The sequence below is a fragment of the Actinomadura sp. NPDC047616 genome (assembly GCF_040642915.1).
GTDB classification, from domain to species: domain Bacteria; phylum Actinomycetota; class Actinomycetes; order Streptosporangiales; family Streptosporangiaceae; genus Spirillospora; species Spirillospora miaoliensis.
On sequence record NZ_JBEYTB010000017.1, the window covers coordinates 1 to 15,702 of the forward strand.

The 15,702-nt window shown below is 73.2% G+C and carries 13 protein-coding genes, 1 rRNA gene and 1 pseudogene; 11 read left to right on the forward strand and 4 right to left on the reverse strand.

Translation table 11 applies throughout. The features are described 5' to 3' along the window. A 5S ribosomal RNA gene (gene rrf / locus ABZ801_RS32455) occupies positions 1-90 on the forward strand; the annotation flags it as partial. 266 nt (positions 91-356) lie between these two features. Here rrf and ABZ801_RS32460 read toward each other — a convergent pair. Beyond that, positions 357-1,133, reverse strand: a complete 777-nt coding sequence (locus tag ABZ801_RS32460) for a hypothetical protein (RefSeq protein ID WP_360705181.1) — start codon at positions 1,131-1,133, stop codon at positions 357-359. Positions 1,134-1,244: 111 nt separating this feature from the next. Between ABZ801_RS32460 and ABZ801_RS32465 the strand changes: the two genes are divergently transcribed. Continuing rightward, positions 1,245-2,381, forward strand: coding sequence for a hypothetical protein (locus ABZ801_RS32465; RefSeq protein WP_360705183.1), 1,137 nt, complete (start codon positions 1,245-1,247; stop codon positions 2,379-2,381). A 134-nt stretch (positions 2,382-2,515) separates the two neighbouring features. Next, positions 2,516-3,691, forward strand: coding sequence for an alkaline phosphatase PhoX (locus ABZ801_RS32470; protein WP_360705186.1), 1,176 nt, complete (start codon positions 2,516-2,518; stop codon positions 3,689-3,691). An 84-nt stretch (positions 3,692-3,775) separates the two neighbouring features. On the opposite strand, the gene ABZ801_RS32475 is transcribed toward ABZ801_RS32470, so the two are convergent. Continuing rightward, a complete protein-coding gene (locus ABZ801_RS32475) occupies positions 3,776-4,714 on the reverse strand; it encodes an MBL fold metallo-hydrolase (RefSeq protein ID WP_360705189.1) in 939 nt (312 codons plus the stop codon). A 105-nt stretch (positions 4,715-4,819) separates the two neighbouring features. On the opposite strand from ABZ801_RS32475, the gene ABZ801_RS32480 reads away from it, so the two are divergent. Then, positions 4,820-5,521 carry a DUF2795 domain-containing protein gene (locus ABZ801_RS32480; protein WP_360705192.1) on the forward strand — a complete coding sequence of 234 codons (702 nt, stop codon included), beginning with the start codon at positions 4,820-4,822 and terminating at the stop codon, positions 5,519-5,521. An 829-nt stretch (positions 5,522-6,350) separates the two neighbouring features. Here ABZ801_RS32480 and ABZ801_RS32485 read toward each other — a convergent pair. Next, a complete protein-coding gene (locus tag ABZ801_RS32485) occupies positions 6,351-7,670 on the reverse strand; it encodes a DUF1015 domain-containing protein (RefSeq protein WP_360705195.1) in 1,320 nt (439 codons plus the stop codon). A 73-nt stretch (positions 7,671-7,743) separates the two neighbouring features. On the opposite strand from ABZ801_RS32485, the gene ABZ801_RS32490 reads away from it, so the two are divergent. The 3 genes from ABZ801_RS32490 to ABZ801_RS32500 all read left to right on the forward strand — a co-directional run bounded on the left by ABZ801_RS32490 (position 7,744) and on the right by ABZ801_RS32500 (position 10,600). Next, positions 7,744-8,187, forward strand: a complete 444-nt coding sequence (locus ABZ801_RS32490) for a tetratricopeptide repeat protein (RefSeq protein WP_344958479.1) — start codon at positions 7,744-7,746, stop codon at positions 8,185-8,187. A gap of 46 nt (positions 8,188-8,233) precedes the next feature. Continuing rightward, positions 8,234-9,238 carry an HAD-IIA family hydrolase gene (locus ABZ801_RS32495; protein WP_360705198.1) on the forward strand — a complete coding sequence of 335 codons (1,005 nt, stop codon included), beginning with the start codon at positions 8,234-8,236 and terminating at the stop codon, positions 9,236-9,238. Between the two features lie 252 nt (positions 9,239-9,490). Next, entirely contained in the window at positions 9,491-10,600 is a 1,110-nt protein-coding gene (locus ABZ801_RS32500; protein WP_360705201.1) for a glycerophosphodiester phosphodiesterase family protein, read from the forward strand. Positions 10,601-10,651: 51 nt separating this feature from the next. Here the strand turns inward: ABZ801_RS32500 and ABZ801_RS32505 are convergent, their stop codons facing one another. Continuing rightward, the gene (locus ABZ801_RS32505) at positions 10,652-10,993 is read right to left on the reverse strand and encodes an SCP2 sterol-binding domain-containing protein (RefSeq protein ID WP_344958473.1); all 342 of its coding nucleotides are present in this window, start codon (positions 10,991-10,993) and stop codon (positions 10,652-10,654) included. Positions 10,994-11,108: 115 nt separating this feature from the next. Between ABZ801_RS32505 and ABZ801_RS32510 the strand changes: the two genes are divergently transcribed. From ABZ801_RS32510 to recN, 4 genes and pseudogenes are all read left to right on the forward strand, one after another. Further along, entirely contained in the window at positions 11,109-11,573 is a 465-nt protein-coding gene (locus ABZ801_RS32510) for a hypothetical protein (RefSeq protein WP_360705204.1), read from the forward strand. Then, positions 11,570-12,379 carry a TlyA family RNA methyltransferase gene (locus ABZ801_RS32515; RefSeq protein ID WP_360705207.1) on the forward strand — a complete coding sequence of 270 codons (810 nt, stop codon included), beginning with the start codon at positions 11,570-11,572 and terminating at the stop codon, positions 12,377-12,379. Before ABZ801_RS32510 ends, ABZ801_RS32515 begins: the two co-directional genes overlap by 4 nt. 247 nt (positions 12,380-12,626) lie before the next feature. Continuing rightward, positions 12,627-13,493: pseudogene (locus tag ABZ801_RS32520) on the forward strand (NAD kinase); the annotation flags it as partial. A 303-nt stretch (positions 13,494-13,796) separates the two neighbouring features. Beyond that, positions 13,797-15,494, forward strand: coding sequence for a DNA repair protein RecN (gene recN, locus ABZ801_RS32525; protein WP_344955222.1), 1,698 nt, complete (start codon positions 13,797-13,799; stop codon positions 15,492-15,494). Positions 15,495-15,702: the final 208 nt, after the last annotated feature.

Genomic DNA, 15,702 nt, shown 5'->3' on the forward strand with positions numbered 1-15,702 from the left:
CCCGGTCCCATTCCGAACCCGGTAGTTAAGCTCTTCAGCGCCGATGGTACTGCATGGGAGACTGTGTGGGAGAGTAGGACGCCGCCGGACATTCTTTTGGTCGAGGGCCGCCTCGGTAACGAGGTCGGCCCTCGACGCATGTCTGGACCTGCCAAAATAGAGTACGAGGGTCCACCGAACATCGAGAAACTGTGACGGACGGGATGAGCGCGGAAGAGGACGGCCGCGGCGGCGACGACCGCCGGCGGCGCGACGAGCGGCAGCGCAGGAACGGGGGACGGGGAACGCCTGCCGGTCGTGGGGGCAAGCCTCGCGGCACCGGGGGACCGGGGCAACGCAAGGGCGGCGGTTTCGCGTCACGCGATGACTCTGGGCGGGGCGGCCGTCCAGCGACGGGGTCTCGTCCGGGCCGATCGGGCTCGGGTGGCGGCTGGAAAGATCGTCCGGCACGTGACCGGCAGGACAGGTCCCAGGACAGGCGGGACGAACGCGCGGGCGATCGACCGTTCAGGCGGTCCTCGGATCGTCCTCGACCCGCGGGCGAGAGGCGCGACGAACAGCGCGCCGACGTTCGCCGGAGCCCGCGCGGTGAGGACAGGCGCTCCGGGCGTCCATTCGGCACTGGCTCGGGCAAGGACCAGGAGGAGCGGCGCACAGGACGTCCTGCCGCCTCCCGTCGATTCGACGCCCAGCGCGGCAAGGGCCGCTTCGGCGACCGCGACCGCGACCAGGCTCGGGACCAGGTTCGTGGCCGGGACCGTGACCGTGATGCCGTTCGCGACCGTGGCCGGGACCGGGACCGGGACCGAGGTCGCGACCGTGACCGCGGCTTCGACAGAGATCGTGAGCGCGGGCGCGAGCGCTACCAGGATCGTGGGCGTGACCGCTATCAGGATCGTGAGCGTGGGCGCGACCAGTACCAGGATCGTGGGCGTGACCGCTATCAGGATCGTGAGCGTGGGCGCGACCAGTACCAGGATCGTGGGCGCGACCGGTATCAGGATCGTGAGCGTGGGCGCGACCAGTACCAGGATCGTGGGCGCGACCGGTATCAGGACCGTGAGCGTGGGCGCGATCGGTACCAGGACCGTGGGCGCACCGCCGACAGACGGCGGGGCGCACCCGGTGCGCAAAGGCAGAACAGGGGCGGGGGACGCCCCTACGGCCCGTCCCGTGACAGGTTCGCGCGCCGTGAGGCCGCCCCGGAACGCGAAGACCACACGCCCAAGTACGACGAGCCGACGGTGCCGGAGGACGTCACGGGCGGTGAACTGGACGCGGAGGTGCGCGCCGAACTGCGTGCCCTGCCGAAGGACCTCGCCGGACGAGTGTCCCGGCACCTGGTGATGGCGGGACGTCTCTCCGAGGACGACCCGCAGACCTCCTACCTCCACGCGAAGGCCGCCCGACGGCTGGCCTCCCGCGTCGGGATAGTCCGGGAGGCCGCAGGGCTTTCCGCCTACCGCGCGGGAGAGTGGTCCGAGGCGCTGGCGGAGTTGCGTGCGGCGCGCCGGCTGGGGACGGGGGGCGACGCCTACCTTCCCGTCATGGCCGACTGCGAGCGGGGTCTGGGGCGGCCCGAGCGCGCGCTCGACCTCATCAAGTCCGCCGAGGCGGAACGGCTCGACCAGGCCGGCAGGATCGAGCTGCGCATCGTGGAGTCGGGGGCGCGGCGGGACCTGGAGCAGTACGAGGCGGCGGTCGTCGCCCTCCAGGTGCCCGAGTTGAAGGATCGCCGGTTGCGTCCTTGGTCGGCGCGGCTGTTCTACGCGTACGCCGACGCGCTCGAGGCCGCGGGGCGTCGCGACGAGGCGAGCGACTGGTTCGCCCGCGCCGCGGCGGCCGACCGCGACGGGGAGACCGACGCGGCCGAGCGTTACGCGGAGCTGGAGGGCCTCCACATCATCGACACCGAGGAGGACGAGGAGGCCGGAGCGGAGTTCCTGGACCACGAGGAGGCGCCACCGTCGACGACCGGCGAGGAGCCGGCGGAGGCCCTCGAGGCCGACGACGCAGACGCACCGGCGACGGCCGGCGAGGCCGAAGCGGCCGACGAGCCCCGCGGTCCTGTCGTCCTCGATGCTCCGGAGATCTCCGTGGTGTTCCAGGAGCCCGTGGCCGCCGAGGCGACGTCCGCGACGTCGACGGGCACCGCCGCCGCGAATGACGCGACGCACGACCGCGATCGTCCAGCACCGGCCGAGGCGGACGACGAGGCGCCTGAGATATCGGTGGTGTTCCGGGAGCCGGTCGTGCAGCCGGAGGACCGTGACGGCCCCTCAGAGGGCCCGGAGGGCCCTGTGGGCGGCGCGGAGGCCGCGGAGAACGGCGAGGGCCTGGCGGAGGGCCGTGGAGAGGAGCGGAACGGGTCCGCCGGCTGAGCGGACCCCGCCCGAAATCTTGACGGTTGCCGCGCTTCGCGCGATGTTCACGGGACCGTGGTCGTTCGGGGGCGCCGGTGCCATATGCCGGTGGTCGACTCCACGTGATCGTGAACGAGCGTGTGAGGAGCGCCATGCCGACGACAGGGCCAAGCCGACGTACCTTCCTCCGTACGACCGCCGTCGCGGGCGGCACGGCCGCGTTCTCCGGGGCACCGTGGCAGCAGGCGTTCGCCTCAGGGCCGGCGCAGCCGGGGCCCGGCCCGTACGGGCCGTTGCTGGCGGCGGACGGTAACGGCATCCAGCTGCCCCAGGGATTCACCAGCCGCGTCATCGCCCGGTCACTGCGACGCGTGGAGGGCACCCGGTACACCTGGCATCCCGCGCCGGACGGTGGGGCGTGCTTCCCGGACGGCAACGGGTGGATCTACGTGAGCAACTCCGAGGCCCCCCTTGTCGGGGGCGTGTCAGCCGTACGGTTCGACGCGGCGGGAAAAGTCGTCTCGGCGTACCGCATCCTCAACGGCACGACGCTGAACTGTGCCGGCGGAGCGACACCCTGGGGGACGTGGCTGTCGTGCGAGGAACACGATCTCGGACTGGTGTACGAGACCGACCCCAGGGGTGAGCGTTCCGCCCAAGCGCGCGCGGCCATGGGGCGTTTCAAGCACGAGGCCGCCGCGTGCGACCCGGACCGTCAGGTCGTCTATCTCACTGAGGACCAGCCGGACGGCTGCTTCTACCGGTTCCGGCCCTCGACCTGGGGGGATCTGTCGGCAGGGACACTGGACGTCCTCGTCGGCTCCGGCACGGGTGCGGTCACCTGGGCGCGGGTGCCCAACCCGGAGATCTGGCTGACGCCGACCCGGAACCAGGTGCCGGGCGCCATGCGCTTCAACGGGGGCGAAGGCTGTTACTACACCGGCGGTGTCTGCTACTTCACCACCAAGGGGGACAACCGTGTGTGGGCGTACGACGCCGCCGCCGGACGGCTGGACCTGGCCTACGACGACGACCTCGTCACCACCGGTGAGCCCCCGCTCGCGGGCGTGGACAACATCACCGGGACGCGCTCCGGAGATCTGTACGTGGCCGAGGACGGCGACAACATGGAGATCAACGTGATCACACCCGACGGTGTGGTCGCCCCGTTCCTGCGCGTTCTCGGCCATGACGAGTCCGAGATCACCGGGCCGGCGTTCTCGCCCGACGGCAGCCGCCTGTACTTCTCGTCCCAGCGGGGGACCAGCGGCTTCGCGGCGGGGACGGACGGCTGCACCTACGAGGTCACCGGGCCGTTCCGCCGCTGACTCCGCCGGCCGCGCCGCCCGTCCCTCCGCCACGATCAAGCGGAACCTTACAACGTCAAGGCGCCCGCCTGAGTGCCGATCACCTCAACGTGTCCCGGGCTCGCCGAGGGAATGCATGATGCCCGCGACGTTGCTCTCGATCCCGTTCAGCACCTCGTACTTGGCCGCGAGCTCGGGATCGACGTCGGACCGGGTGAGGGCGTAACGCTCGTTGGTGCGGTCGCGGACCATGGCGACGGCGTGGTCGAGGTCCAGTCCCTGGTCGCGCGCGTCCCGCACTGTGTCGACCCAGACGCGGAGTTCTTCGGCGGAGCGCTCCAGCGTTTCCGTCACGTCCGAGACGGGGCCGTAGTGGGCGAAAAGCAGCCGCTGTGGCCCGAGGGCCTGGAACTTGCGCAGTGAGGCCAGCGCCGTGTCCAGGTCGAAGTCAGGGGGCGGCGTGGCGGGCCGCACATCCTTCGTTTCAGGGATGTAGACGCCGGCCGCGTCCCCCACGTAGAGGTCGCCGGTCTGCGAGTCGATCAGCCCCACGTGGTGCTTGGCGTGCCCGGGGGAGTAGTGCGATTCCAGCCTCCGCCCGCCCCCAAGGTCGATCACCCCGGTGTCCTCGACGGCGCGGATGCGCTCGGCGTCCGTGGGCTTGAGTTCCCCGAACAGCGTGTCGAGCCGGTCCCCGTACACCATGCGCGCGCTGCGCATCAGCCGCTCGGGCGACGCCAGGTGCCGCGCGCCCTTCTCGTGGACGACGACCTCGGCGTCGGGGTACATCTTCGCGATGTCCCCGACCCCGCCCGCGTGGTCGAGATGGATGTGCGTGACGACCACGGTCGCCAGGTCGGACGGTCCGACCCCGAGTTCGTCCAGCGCCCGCCGCACCACCGGCGCCGACCCGGCGGTCCCCGGCTCCACCAGGCACGGCCGGTCGGACAGGATCAGATAACCCGCGGTGATGCCCGCGTATCCCGCCATCCGCGTGTCGATCTCGTAGACGTCGCCGCCCAGCGGCGTGATCGTGGTGTCCATTGGACGATCATCGCTCCGCACCGGCCCGGTTATCCACAGTTCGAGCCCGGCCTTTCGCCCGCGGTCCCCGCTGCCGGATCGTTGAGGGGACGGAAGGAGGCGGTGATGCACGTCAACTGCGTGATCCTGTGCGGCAGGCTGGCCGACGACCCCGTCCGGCGTCCGCTGACGGCTGGGGGCATGGTCGTCTCGTGGCGGCTGGTCGTGGACCGTCCACGCGCCCCGGGAGCCCGCCGCGTGGTCGACACGATCACCTGCGCGGCGTTCGACGCCCGCGTCCGCGACGACTCGGCCACCTGGCGCCGCGACGATCTCGTCAAGGTGCACGGCTCGTTACGGCGCCGCTTCTGGCGCGCCGGGGACCTGAGACTGGGCCGTCATGAGGTGGAGGTCCACGAGGCCACCCTGGTGGCCGTGGACCGGCCGTCCCCTGACGCGGGCCACGAATGCCCAGCGCATTGCCGGGCAGGGCCCCCTCCGAGAGGAGGCGACATGAGGCTCCACGACGTGGAACACATCAGGGAACTGCTGGGCGACCTGGCGTTCCCGGCCGACAAGGACGAGATCGTCGAGCACGCCCGCCGCCACGGCGCCGACGAGTCCGAGGTCAAGGCGCTGTCGGCTCTCCCGCTCGGCGACTACGACGGCGTCCACGAGGTGCTCCGCTCGGTCCCCGTCGAGCCGTTCCCCGACCGGACCGAATCGGAGAAGACCTACCAGCGACGCCACCACACCAAGCCCGGCCTGGCCGAGCACATGACCGACACCGAACGCCCACCCATAGAGGAGGAACTCCGCGAAGACTGACCCCACCCACCCCGCAGAAGCAGCCCACAGGAACCGACTTCTCCCTAACACCTGCGAACGCACAGGGTGCCCAAACGCCAGAGCCCAAGTGACCAGCCGCCGCAACAAGTCCCAAGCCGCCCCAACCAACGCACGACCCGACCACACCACACCGACCACACCGCCTGTGCCACACCGCCCGGGCCGCACAGGCCGAGCCGTACCAACCGGCCCGGTGCCATGTCGGGTCGGGTCGCACCGACGGCGACAGGCCGCGTTGGGGCCGGCGACGTTGGGTCAGGTGCCCCTGGGATGTTCCTGCCGGGCTGCACCGGCCGATCGATCCGCGATGAGAGTGGGGCACATCACCGCGTCGTGTAACGCCGCGCCGCGCCGACCGGGCTGCACTGGCCGAGCCGTATCAGCAGGGGCGGGGGTGTGGTGGGGCGAGTAGGGGCCGTCGGGGAGTGAGTTGGGGGGTGTCTGGGCGGTGGGGGCGGTTGTTGGGGTGCGATGGCGGGCGGGTGAAGCCGGTGGGGCGGTGGTGGCGGGGATGGCTCGGGTGCCTCGCCCAGGTGCGCCCGCGCGTCCTGCTCTTGGCCAGAGGGGGCACGCCATCCCCCTGCGCTCGGACGGTGGCGAGGCTGTCCAGCGGCGGTTGGCTGTGTCGGCGTCGAGTGGGGCGGCTGGTGCAGCGCCCGAGCCTGTGCGGGGCGACTTTGGCTGAGTGTTCGACTGGGAACGCCGATGAAGCGGCCGTCACCGGGGGGTGGCCGGCGGAGTAGGGGTGGACGTACGGGTTGTTCTGTGGCGGTCACTCTACGTGCCACGTATTCGGCGGGTTCAGGGCTCAGTGGAGGAGGCGGAGGACGAGGCCGGTGCGGGGTTTGGGGCCGAAGGAGGTTGATTTGCGGGGGACCCGTTCGCCCTCGCCGGCGACGGCGAGGACGTCCTCGACCTTGAGCGGGTTGAGGATCACAGCGGTGCCGCCGGTGCGGCGGGCCCGGTCGAGCGCGGCCGCGGGATCGTGGTGCACCACTTCGACGCTGCGTTCGTCCTCGGGGACGTGCCAGGCCTCCTCGATGAGGAGGCGATCGAGGACGGCGGTGTCGAGACTGCGCCAGCGCGGGGAGTGGCCGCAGGACATCGCCTCGCTGAGGCGGCGCGGGTCGGGGGCGGTCAGCAGATGCGGCCGGTCTCCGCCGCCGAGCAGGTAGGCGGGGCGCGGTGCGTCGGCCAGGCGGGCGACGGCCTCGTCGAGGTCTGGCCGCAGGGGCGTGACCTGGAAGAACCTCGCGGCGCGGTCCACGGCGACGTGCGGCGGCAGGTTCGGCAGGACGCGGTGGATGGCGCCCAGGTACGGGGGGTAGCGCGTCGAGTCGACCAGGAGGGCGAGGCCGTGGTCCCACGGCCCGGGGCCGTCGCCCGCGGCGTGGTGACGGGCCTGCAGAGTGCGGTACGCGGCGTACCGGTGGTGGCCGTCGGCGATCAGCGCCTGCCGGGGCCGCAGGTCGGCGGCGATCCGGGCGTGCAGGTGCGGTTCGGTGACGCGCCACAGGCGGTGCTCGAGGCCGTCGTCGGTGCGGACGGACAGCAGGGGAGTGCCGTCGGCGGTCTCGTCGACGATGTCGGCGGTGTCGCCGTCGCCCTCGTACACCAGGAAGATCGGTTCCAGATCGGCCTGGACGGCGGTCATCAGAGCCAGGCGGTTGCGGACCGGTCCCGGGTAGACGTTCTCGTGGGGGAGCACCACCCGGTCCGCCTCCGCACGGAGGGCGAGGGCGCCGATGAGCCCCCGCTGCACGACCTTGCGGGCGTCCGCGACCTCGTAGACGTACAGGGACGGCTCGGGGTCGGTCGTGAGCGCGCCCTGGGCCAGCCATTCGTGCAGCGTGTCGCGGGCCTGTTCCGGGGTGGGCGGCAGGATCAGCCGGACGATGTTGTACCCGCCGCTGGCCAGCAGCCGCCGCACCTCCGCGGCGTCGATCAGGTCGTACGGCGGGGTGGTCACCGTCGCCAGGTCGCCGACGACCTCCGGGGCGAACCGCACTCCGCGGAACGGAGCCAGCTCCAGGCCGCCGCCGGAGGGCGGCTCCGCGGTGCCGAAGACGCGGGCGCTGAATTCCTCGGCGTCCAGTCCGGAGGGGAGATCGTCGTTCACCGTGGGCATGCTAATCCGCGAGCGGTGCTTCGTCCGTGCCCGGGTACGGTCGAAGGGACCCGGAGTCCGAGGGGAGGTCCACATGAGTGTTCAAGGACCGGGACGGCCGGACGATTCCCCGCAGGACGCTCCCGGCGACGATCCCGGCGGCCCGGACGGCGGCGTGTACGAGTGGTACACGCGTGGTCTGAGCCTGCTCCGGTCGGGGAGCGCCGCGGCGGCCCTGCAGTTGCTCTCGCGGGCCGCGGACGCCGAGCCGTCCTCGCGCAGCATCCGGGAGGCACTGGCCCGCGCCCAGTTCGGGGCGCGGCGTTACGGCGACGCCGCCGACAGCTTCCGCTGGATCGTCGAGGCCGACCCCGCCGAGGACTACGCGTTGTTCGGCCTGGGGCTGTCGCTCAGCCGCCTCGGCGACTTCGAGGGCGCGGTGGAGTACCTGGCGCTCGCGGTCGCCATGCGGCCCGACAACAGGGACTATGCCAACGCGCTGCGGCATGCCCGGGCCACCCTCGCGTCCCGCAGGTGACCGGCCCGTACCATCGGGCTGGGACCGTCCGAGCGGAAGGGACGCGATGAAGGGCTGTGACAGGCCGCTGTGCGAGGCGTACGACGTCGCACTGCTCGACCTTGACGGCGTGGTCTACATCGGGCACCGCCCGGTACCCGCCGCCGCCGACTCCCTGGCCAAGGCGCGCGCCGCCGGCCAGCGGCTGGCGTTCGTGACCAACAACGCCTCCCGTACACCCTCGGCGGTCGCCGCACTGCTGACCGAGGTGGGGGTTCCGGCCGAGGCGGAGGACGTGGTGACGTCGGCGCAGGCCGCCGCGCGGTTGCTGGCCGAACGGCTACCGAGCGGTTCGGCGGTGCTCGTCGTCGGCGGCATGGGCCTGAGGCACGCGCTGTACGCCCAGGGGCTCCGTCCGGTGTCGTCCGCCTCCGAACGACCGGCCGCGGTCGTGCAGGGCTTCGACCCGCGGTTGTCGTACGACCTCATGACCGAGGGCGCCCGTGCCGTACGCGACGGCGCGTTGTTCGTCGCGTCCAACGGCGACCTGACCATCCCCGGGGGCGTCCGTGGGCAGCAGCCGGGGAACGGCGCGCTGATGCAGGTCATCCGGGCCGCGACCGGGGGGGACCCCATCGTGACGGGTAAGCCGGAGCGTCCCCTGCACCGCGAGTCGATCCTGCGCACCCGCGCGCAGCGGCCGCTGGTGGTGGGTGATCGGCTCGACACCGACATCGAGGGCGCCCACAACGGAGGCGCCGACAGCCTGCTGGTTCTGACCGGGGTGACGGACCCGCTGACGGCCCTCACCGCGCCGCCCCACCACCGCCCCACCTATCTGGCACCGGACCTGACCGGCCTGCTCGCCCCCCAACCACACGTGCGGACTTCCGGCGATCGTTTCGAGTGCGCCGGGTGGACCGCCCGATGGACGGACGACGTCATCGAACTGACCGGCGACGGCGACCCCTACGACGGCCTACGCGCCCTGGCAGCCGCCGCCTGGCACGACGAGCAGCCGGCCGCCCCGAAGTCCGTCACTGCCGCGCTCGACCGCCTGTCTCTCGACTGACCCCCACAGCGACCCGCGGTGCGCGCGGCCCATGTTCGTGAGCGCCCGTGCCCGTGTCCGGCTGACGACCACGCCTAGCGGTCATCCCGCCCGCCCCGGGAGGCCCCAGGGGGGGTAGAGACGGAAGGGCCTGGTTTGTTCGCGTGAGGGCTACTGATCGTTCGTCTTGGGCTCACTCGGCGCACCCTGGGGCGGCGCACCGTGTCCCGCGGGCCGTGCGGCCCGCCAGGACGGAAGGGATGCGAGACACCTATGACCAGATGGCGCCGTGTCGTCCTCGGGGCGACGCTGACGGGCGCGCTCGCGGTGACGGCGGCAGGGACCGCGCAGGCCGCCACCACCGTGGCGCCCGTGACGGGGGTCACCAAGGCCGGACCGGGACACCGGACGTTCGATCTGCAGGCCCACCGGGGCGGGCTGGGGCTGGTGGTGGAGAGCACGCTGCCCGCCTTCGCCAACGCGCTGCGGCTCGGTGTGAGCACGCTGGAACTCGACGTGCAGATCACCGAGGACGGGCAGGCCGTGGTGACCCACGACCGCCGGGTCGACGGGCGCAAGTGCCAGGACACGGGGCCGGCCGCACCGGGCGACCCCGAGTACCCCTACGTCGGCAAGTACGTCAACACGCTGACGCTCAAGCAGGTCCGCACCCTGGACTGCGGTTCGCGGACGCTGCCGGAGTTCCCGGGGCAGCGGGCCGAGCCCGGGGCCAGGATGCCGTTGCTGAGCGAGGTGTTCGGGCTCGTCCACCGGTACCGCGCGTACGGCGTGAAGCTGAACGTCGAGACCAAGGTGGAGGCGGGGGCGCCCAGCGAGACGGCACCGCGCGAGCAGTTCGTGCGGGTCACCGCGCGTGAGGTGCGGCGGGCGCGGATGGTGCGGCAGGTGACGATCCAGAGCTTCGACTGGGGCGCGCTGATGCGGATGCGCCAGGTCGAGCCGAGGCTGCCGCTGGTCGCGCTGACCAACTACGACTTCCTGCAGGTGGGGCAGCCCGGCAGGTCGCCGTGGCTGGGCGGCATCGACATCGACGACTTCGGCGGCGACCCGCTGCGGGCGGTCAGGTCGTTCGGCGCGTCGGCGTTCTCCCCCGTGCACGGCTTCCCGCAGAACGGCAAGGTCACCGACCCCGGTTACCGTCCGTACGTCACCAAGACGATGGTGGACGAGGCGCACCGCCTGGGCCTCAAGGTGATCCCCTGGACCGTGGACGACCAGGCGACCATGAACAAGCTCATCGACGACGGCGTGGACGGCATCATCACCGACTATCCCGACCGGCTGCGCGCCGTCATGGCCGAGCGGGGCTTCAGGCTGCCGCGGGCGTACAAGGAGCACAAGGAGCTTTCGCGGGCCTCGTGAGGGTGCCGCAGGCCTCGGCCGGGGCCCCGCCGCCCACCCGGCGGCGGGGTCTCACAGCAGTTTGCGCAGGCGCAGCAGGTCGAACAGGCTCGCCTCCACCTTCAGCCGTCCGCTGGTGAACGCGCGGGCGGGGTGCAGTTCGTCGTTGGCGAGCGCCACGAGGTCGTCGCTGCGCACCGTGATCCGCACCTGGGCGGCCTTGGGGTCGTCGGTGGGCTCGAAGGGATCCAGGCCGCCGGCGTGGATCCGGGAGCGGTAGGCCAGCCTCAGGTCGGGAATGCGGCAGCTGATCGTGCGTTCGACGACGTGCTCGGCGAGCTGGTCCTCGTCCACCTCGGCCAGCCGCTCGGTGATTCGCCCGAGGGCCGCGCGGCAGTCCTCCTCGTTCGCCATGGTCAGGCCGTTCCCCGTTCGGTCGACAACGATGTCGTGAAGGGACGGTAGCGTTCTGACAGAGCCGGAGGCGACCCGCGGTGCGCGGTCGGGGTCTTCTTGGAGGTTACAGGTGATGTCTGGCGAGGCCGTGGGGGAGCCCGTGGAGCCGTCGGACCGGGCCGGTCATGCCGCGCCCGAGAACCCGCCTGCCCGGCCCGAGACGCCGGGCGGCCCCGCCGTGCCGGCCCAGGGCGGAGCCGCGGTGCCGGCCCAGGGCGGAGCCGCCGGGGCGCGGACGGGCGTGGCCGAGGCGGTCGTGCCCGCCGGGCCGCCGCCGGAGCCGACCGGCGATCCGCGCGTCGACCTGGTGCTGGAGCGTTTCGCGGGGCTGGGCGGTACGCCGGTGTCGCGCCATGTGGCGGTGTTCCAGGACGTCCACCAGCGGCTGCAGGATCTGCTCGCGTCGGCCGACGAGCCGGAGGACGCCGGGCCGCCGGTGCCGCGCCCCCCGGGGCCGCGGCCGCCCATGCCCCGGCCGCCGGGGCCGGGCGTTCCCCCGCCGCGCGGCGGTGCGGCGGCTCAGGGCGGGCGGCCGTGAAGCGGCGCCGGCTGGACGCCGAGCTGGTGCGCCGGGGGCTGGCGCGGTCGCGCGAGCACGCCGGTCAGCTCATCGCCGAGGGGCGGGTGCGGGTCGGCGGACGGGTCGCCGGGAAGGCGGCCACGCAGGTCGATCTCGCCGCCGCGGTGGTGGTGGACACCGCCGACGCCGGTCCCGAGTACGTCTCGCGCGGCGGGCACAAGCTGGCGGGGGCGCTGGCGGCGTTCTCCGGGCTGAAGGTGGAGGGGCGCCACTGCCTGGACGCGGGCGCGTCCACGGGCGGGTTCACCGACGTGCTGCTGCGGGCGGGCGCGGCGCACGTGTACGCGGTGGACGTCGGGTACGGGCAGCTGGCCTGGTCGCTGCGCACCGACGACCGCGTCACCGTTTTGGAGCAGGTGAACATCCGCAACCTGACCCCCGAGATGCTGGGCGCGCCGGACGTCCCGCCGCCCGACCTGGTGGTGGGCGACCTGTCGTTCATCTCTCTGCGGCTGGTGCTGGAGCCGATCAAGCGTTGCGTGGCGCCCGGCGCCGACTACGCGCTGATGGTGAAGCCGCAGTTCGAGGTGGGCAAGGAGCGCGTCGGCGCGGGCGGGGTGGTGCGCGACCCGGCGCTGCGCGCCGAGGCGGTCCGGGACGTCGCCGGGCACGCCGCCGAGCTGGGGCTGGGCGTCGCGGGCGTCGTCGCCAGCCCGCTGCCGGGCCCGTCGGGGAACGTGGAGTACTTCCTGTGGCTGCGTGCCGGGGAGCCTCCGCTGGACGAGGCCGCCCTGGAGAAGGCGATCGCGGAGGGGCCGCAGTGATCGTGCGTGCTCCCCGCCCGCGCGAGGACGCGACACGGTGCGCGGCACGGTGCGCGGCGCGGCACGGCGGGGCGCGTCCGGGCGGGATCTCGTGCTATCGGGCGTGGAACCGGAGGAACGCGGGAAAGGCCGCGAGGAGGGGCGAAATAGCGGCAAACTGGGGCGACGCGGGCAAGGCAGGTGGCGCGGGCGAAGGCGGCCGCGGCGCGGTGACGCGACCCGGGGAGGGCGTTTGAGCAAGAGATCGGTGCTGGTGGTGGCGCACACCGGGCGGCCGGAGGCGGTCCGCAGCGCCCAGCTGGTCATCACCCGGCTCAGCGAGGCCGGGATCGCGGTGCGGGTGCTGGACGGCGAGGCCGAGGACATCGGCTGCGTCGGCGTGCAGGTCATGCCGCGCACCGCCGCGGCGGCCGAGGACGCCGAGGTGGTGATCGTGCTCGGCGGCGACGGGACGCTGCTGCGCGCCGCCGACCTGGCCCGCGAGGCGGGGACGCCGCTGCTGGGCGTCAACCTCGGCCACGTGGGGTTCCTGGCCGAGGCCGAACGCGAGGACCTGACCAACACCGTCGACCGGGTCGTCACCCGCCGCTACGACGTCGAGGAGCGCATGACCATCGACGTGGTCGTGCGCCGCAACGGCACGGTGACCGACGTCACCTGGGCGCTCAACGAGGCCACCGTCGAGAAGGCCGAGCGGGAGCGGATGCTGGAGGTCGTCACCGAGATCGACGGGCGGCCGCTGTCGCACTGGGGCTGCGACGGTGTGGTGTGCGCCACGCCCACCGGGTCCACCGCCTACGCCTTCTCCGCGGGCGGCCCGGTGGTGTGGCCGGAGGTCGAGGCGATGCTGGTCGTCCCGATCAGCGCGCACGCCCTGTTCGCCCGGCCGCTGGTCGTCTCGCCCCGCTCGGTGGTGGCGGTGGAGGTGCTGCCGGACACGCCCCGGGCGGTGCTGTGGTGCGACGGACGCCGCACGGTGGGGCTGCCGCCGGGCGCCCGCGTGGAGGTCCGCCGGGGCGCGGCGCCGGTCCGGCTGGCGCGCCTGCACCTGACCCCGTTCACCAACCGGCTGGTCACCAAGTTCGGGCTGCCGGTCACCGGCTGGCGCGGCCGCCCCCACCAGCCCGCCCTCCCCGCCGACACCGCCCTCCCCGCCGAGACCGGCCTCGGCACCGACATGGGCACCGAGCTGACCCGGATGCGCGCCGCGCCTCCGCCGGACGCGCGCGACCGGACCGCGCCGCCCGGCCCCGATACCGGACGGACGACGCAGGACGCGGACGAAGAGGCGGAAAAGTAATGTGAGAGGACTCCGCGTGCTCGCGGAGCGTGCGGTTCGCGGCGCCCGCTACTCTCACCGGCGAGGCTCCGAAACCGGGATCTGTGGATGCGAGGGGTTGTGACGCTGGTGCGTCCGATGGTCGATGAGGTGCGGATCCAGGGCCTCGGCGTGATCGACGACGCCGTGCTCGATCTGTCCCCGGGGTTCAACGTCGTCACCGGAGAGACCGGGGCGGGCAAGACCATGGTGGTCACCAGCCTGGGCCTGCTGTTCGGCGGGCGGGCCGACCCGCAGCGGGTGCGGCCGGGCGCGGGCCGCGCCACCATCGAGGGCCGGATCGTCGTCGACCCCGGCGGCCGGGTGGTGGACCGGGTGGAGGAGGCCGGCGGCGAGCTCGACGACGGCGTGCTGATCATCAGCCGTTCGGTGTCGGCCGAGGGCCGGTCACGGGCGCACCTGGGCGGCCGGTCCGTGCCGGTCAGCATGCTGATCAACCTGGCCGACGACCTGGTGGCCGTGCACGGCCAGTCCGACCAGCAGCGGCTGCTGCAGGCCGGGCGGCAGCGCGCCGCGCTCGACCGCTACGCGGGCTCGGCGCTGACCAAGCCGCTGCGCGCCTACACCGCCGCCTACCAGCGGCACCGCCAGGTCGGGGCGCTGCTGGAGGAGCTGACCACCCAGGCCCGCGAACGCGCCAACGAGGCGGAGGTGCTGCGCTTCGGCCTGGAGGAGATCGAGAAGGTCGACCCCAAACCGGGCGAGGACGTCGAGCTGGCCGCCGAGGAGGAGCGGCTGGCGCACGCCGACGCGCTGCGCGGCGCCGCCACCGCCGCGCACGAGGCGCTGCTGGGCGACCCGGCCGCGGTGATCGAGGCGGCCAACGTGGTCGGCCTGCTCGGGCAGGCTCGGCACGCGCTGGAGGCGGTGCGCGACCACGACCCGGCCCTGGCCGGGCTGGCGGACCGGCTGGCCGAGGCCGGATACCTGGTGGCGGACGTGGGCACCGAGCTGGCCGCCTACGGCGACTCGGTGGAGGCCGACCCGGCGCGGCTGGCCGCCGTGCAGGAACGGCGCGCCGAGCTGACCGCGCTGACCCGCAAGTACGGCCAGACCCTGGACGAGGTGCTGGAGTGGGCGCGGCGGTCGGCGGCGCGGCTGACCGAGCTGGAGGGCGACGACCAGCGCATCGAGGAGCTGCGCGCCGAGCACGCCGAGCTGTCGGAGCGGCTGGCCGCCGAGGCGGCCGAGCTGACGGCGGTGCGCACGCGCGCCGCCGAGCGGTTCTCCCAGGCGGTCACCGAGGAGCTGACCGCCCTGGCCATGCCGCACGCCCGCGTCCAGGTCGCCGTCACCCCGACCGGCGAGTACGGGCCGTACGGGGCCGACGAGGTGGAGGTGCGGCTGGCCCCGCATCCGGGCGCCCCGGCGCTGCCGCTGCACAAGGGCGCCTCCGGCGGCGAGCTGTCGCGGGTGATGCTGGCGATCGAGGTGGTGTTCGCCGGCGCCGACCCGGTGCCGACCTTCGTGTTCGACGAGGTGGACGCGGGCGTGGGCGGCAAGGCCGCGGTGGAGATCGGGCGGCGGCTGGCCCGGCTGGCCCGCAACGCCCAGGTCATCGTGGTGACGCACCTGCCGCAGGTCGCCGCGTTCGCCGACCAGCACCTGCTGGTGGAGAAGTCCGACGACGGGTCGGTCACCCGCAGCGGCGTCACCGTCCTGGACCGCGAGGGCCGCGTGCGGGAGCTGTCGCGCATGCTGGCCGGGCTGGAGGACTCCGAGCTGGGCCGGGCGCACGCCGAGGAGCTCCTGCAGATGGCCGCCCAGGAGCGCTGAACGGCGCCCTGACGCACCGTGCGTTGTGGTTCGTCCGGGACACTCGCGGACGGCACCGTTCCGGTGGCACGTGCATCGTTCTATGCGTGTCGTCCGGTATTTCATGGGTCGTCCGTAGGTGATCCGCGCGGAACGGCCGCGTTGATCGAGTAGTCTGCCCAGTGGACACGGGCATGCCGGTCACGTGCCGCAGCGCCTTACCGGGCGG

Coding starts and splice junctions, on each gene's coding strand:
- ABZ801_RS32470 (WP_360705186.1), top strand. CDS start 2,516: ATGCCGACGACAGGGCCAAGCCGACGTACCTTCCTCCGTACGACCGCC.
- ABZ801_RS32475 (WP_360705189.1), bottom strand. CDS start 4,714: ATGGACACCACGATCACGCCGCTGGGCGGCGACGTCTACGAGATCGAC.
- ABZ801_RS32480 (WP_360705192.1), top strand. CDS start 4,820: ATGCACGTCAACTGCGTGATCCTGTGCGGCAGGCTGGCCGACGACCCC.
- ABZ801_RS32485 (WP_360705195.1), bottom strand. CDS start 7,670: ATGCCCACGGTGAACGACGATCTCCCCTCCGGACTGGACGCCGAGGAA.
- ABZ801_RS32490 (WP_344958479.1), top strand. CDS start 7,744: ATGAGTGTTCAAGGACCGGGACGGCCGGACGATTCCCCGCAGGACGCT.
- ABZ801_RS32495 (WP_360705198.1), top strand. CDS start 8,234: ATGAAGGGCTGTGACAGGCCGCTGTGCGAGGCGTACGACGTCGCACTG.
- ABZ801_RS32500 (WP_360705201.1), top strand. CDS start 9,491: ATGACCAGATGGCGCCGTGTCGTCCTCGGGGCGACGCTGACGGGCGCG.
- ABZ801_RS32505 (WP_344958473.1), bottom strand. CDS start 10,993: ATGGCGAACGAGGAGGACTGCCGCGCGGCCCTCGGGCGAATCACCGAG.
- ABZ801_RS32510 (WP_360705204.1), top strand. CDS start 11,109: ATGTCTGGCGAGGCCGTGGGGGAGCCCGTGGAGCCGTCGGACCGGGCC.
- recN (WP_344955222.1), top strand. CDS start 13,797: ATGGTCGATGAGGTGCGGATCCAGGGCCTCGGCGTGATCGACGACGCC.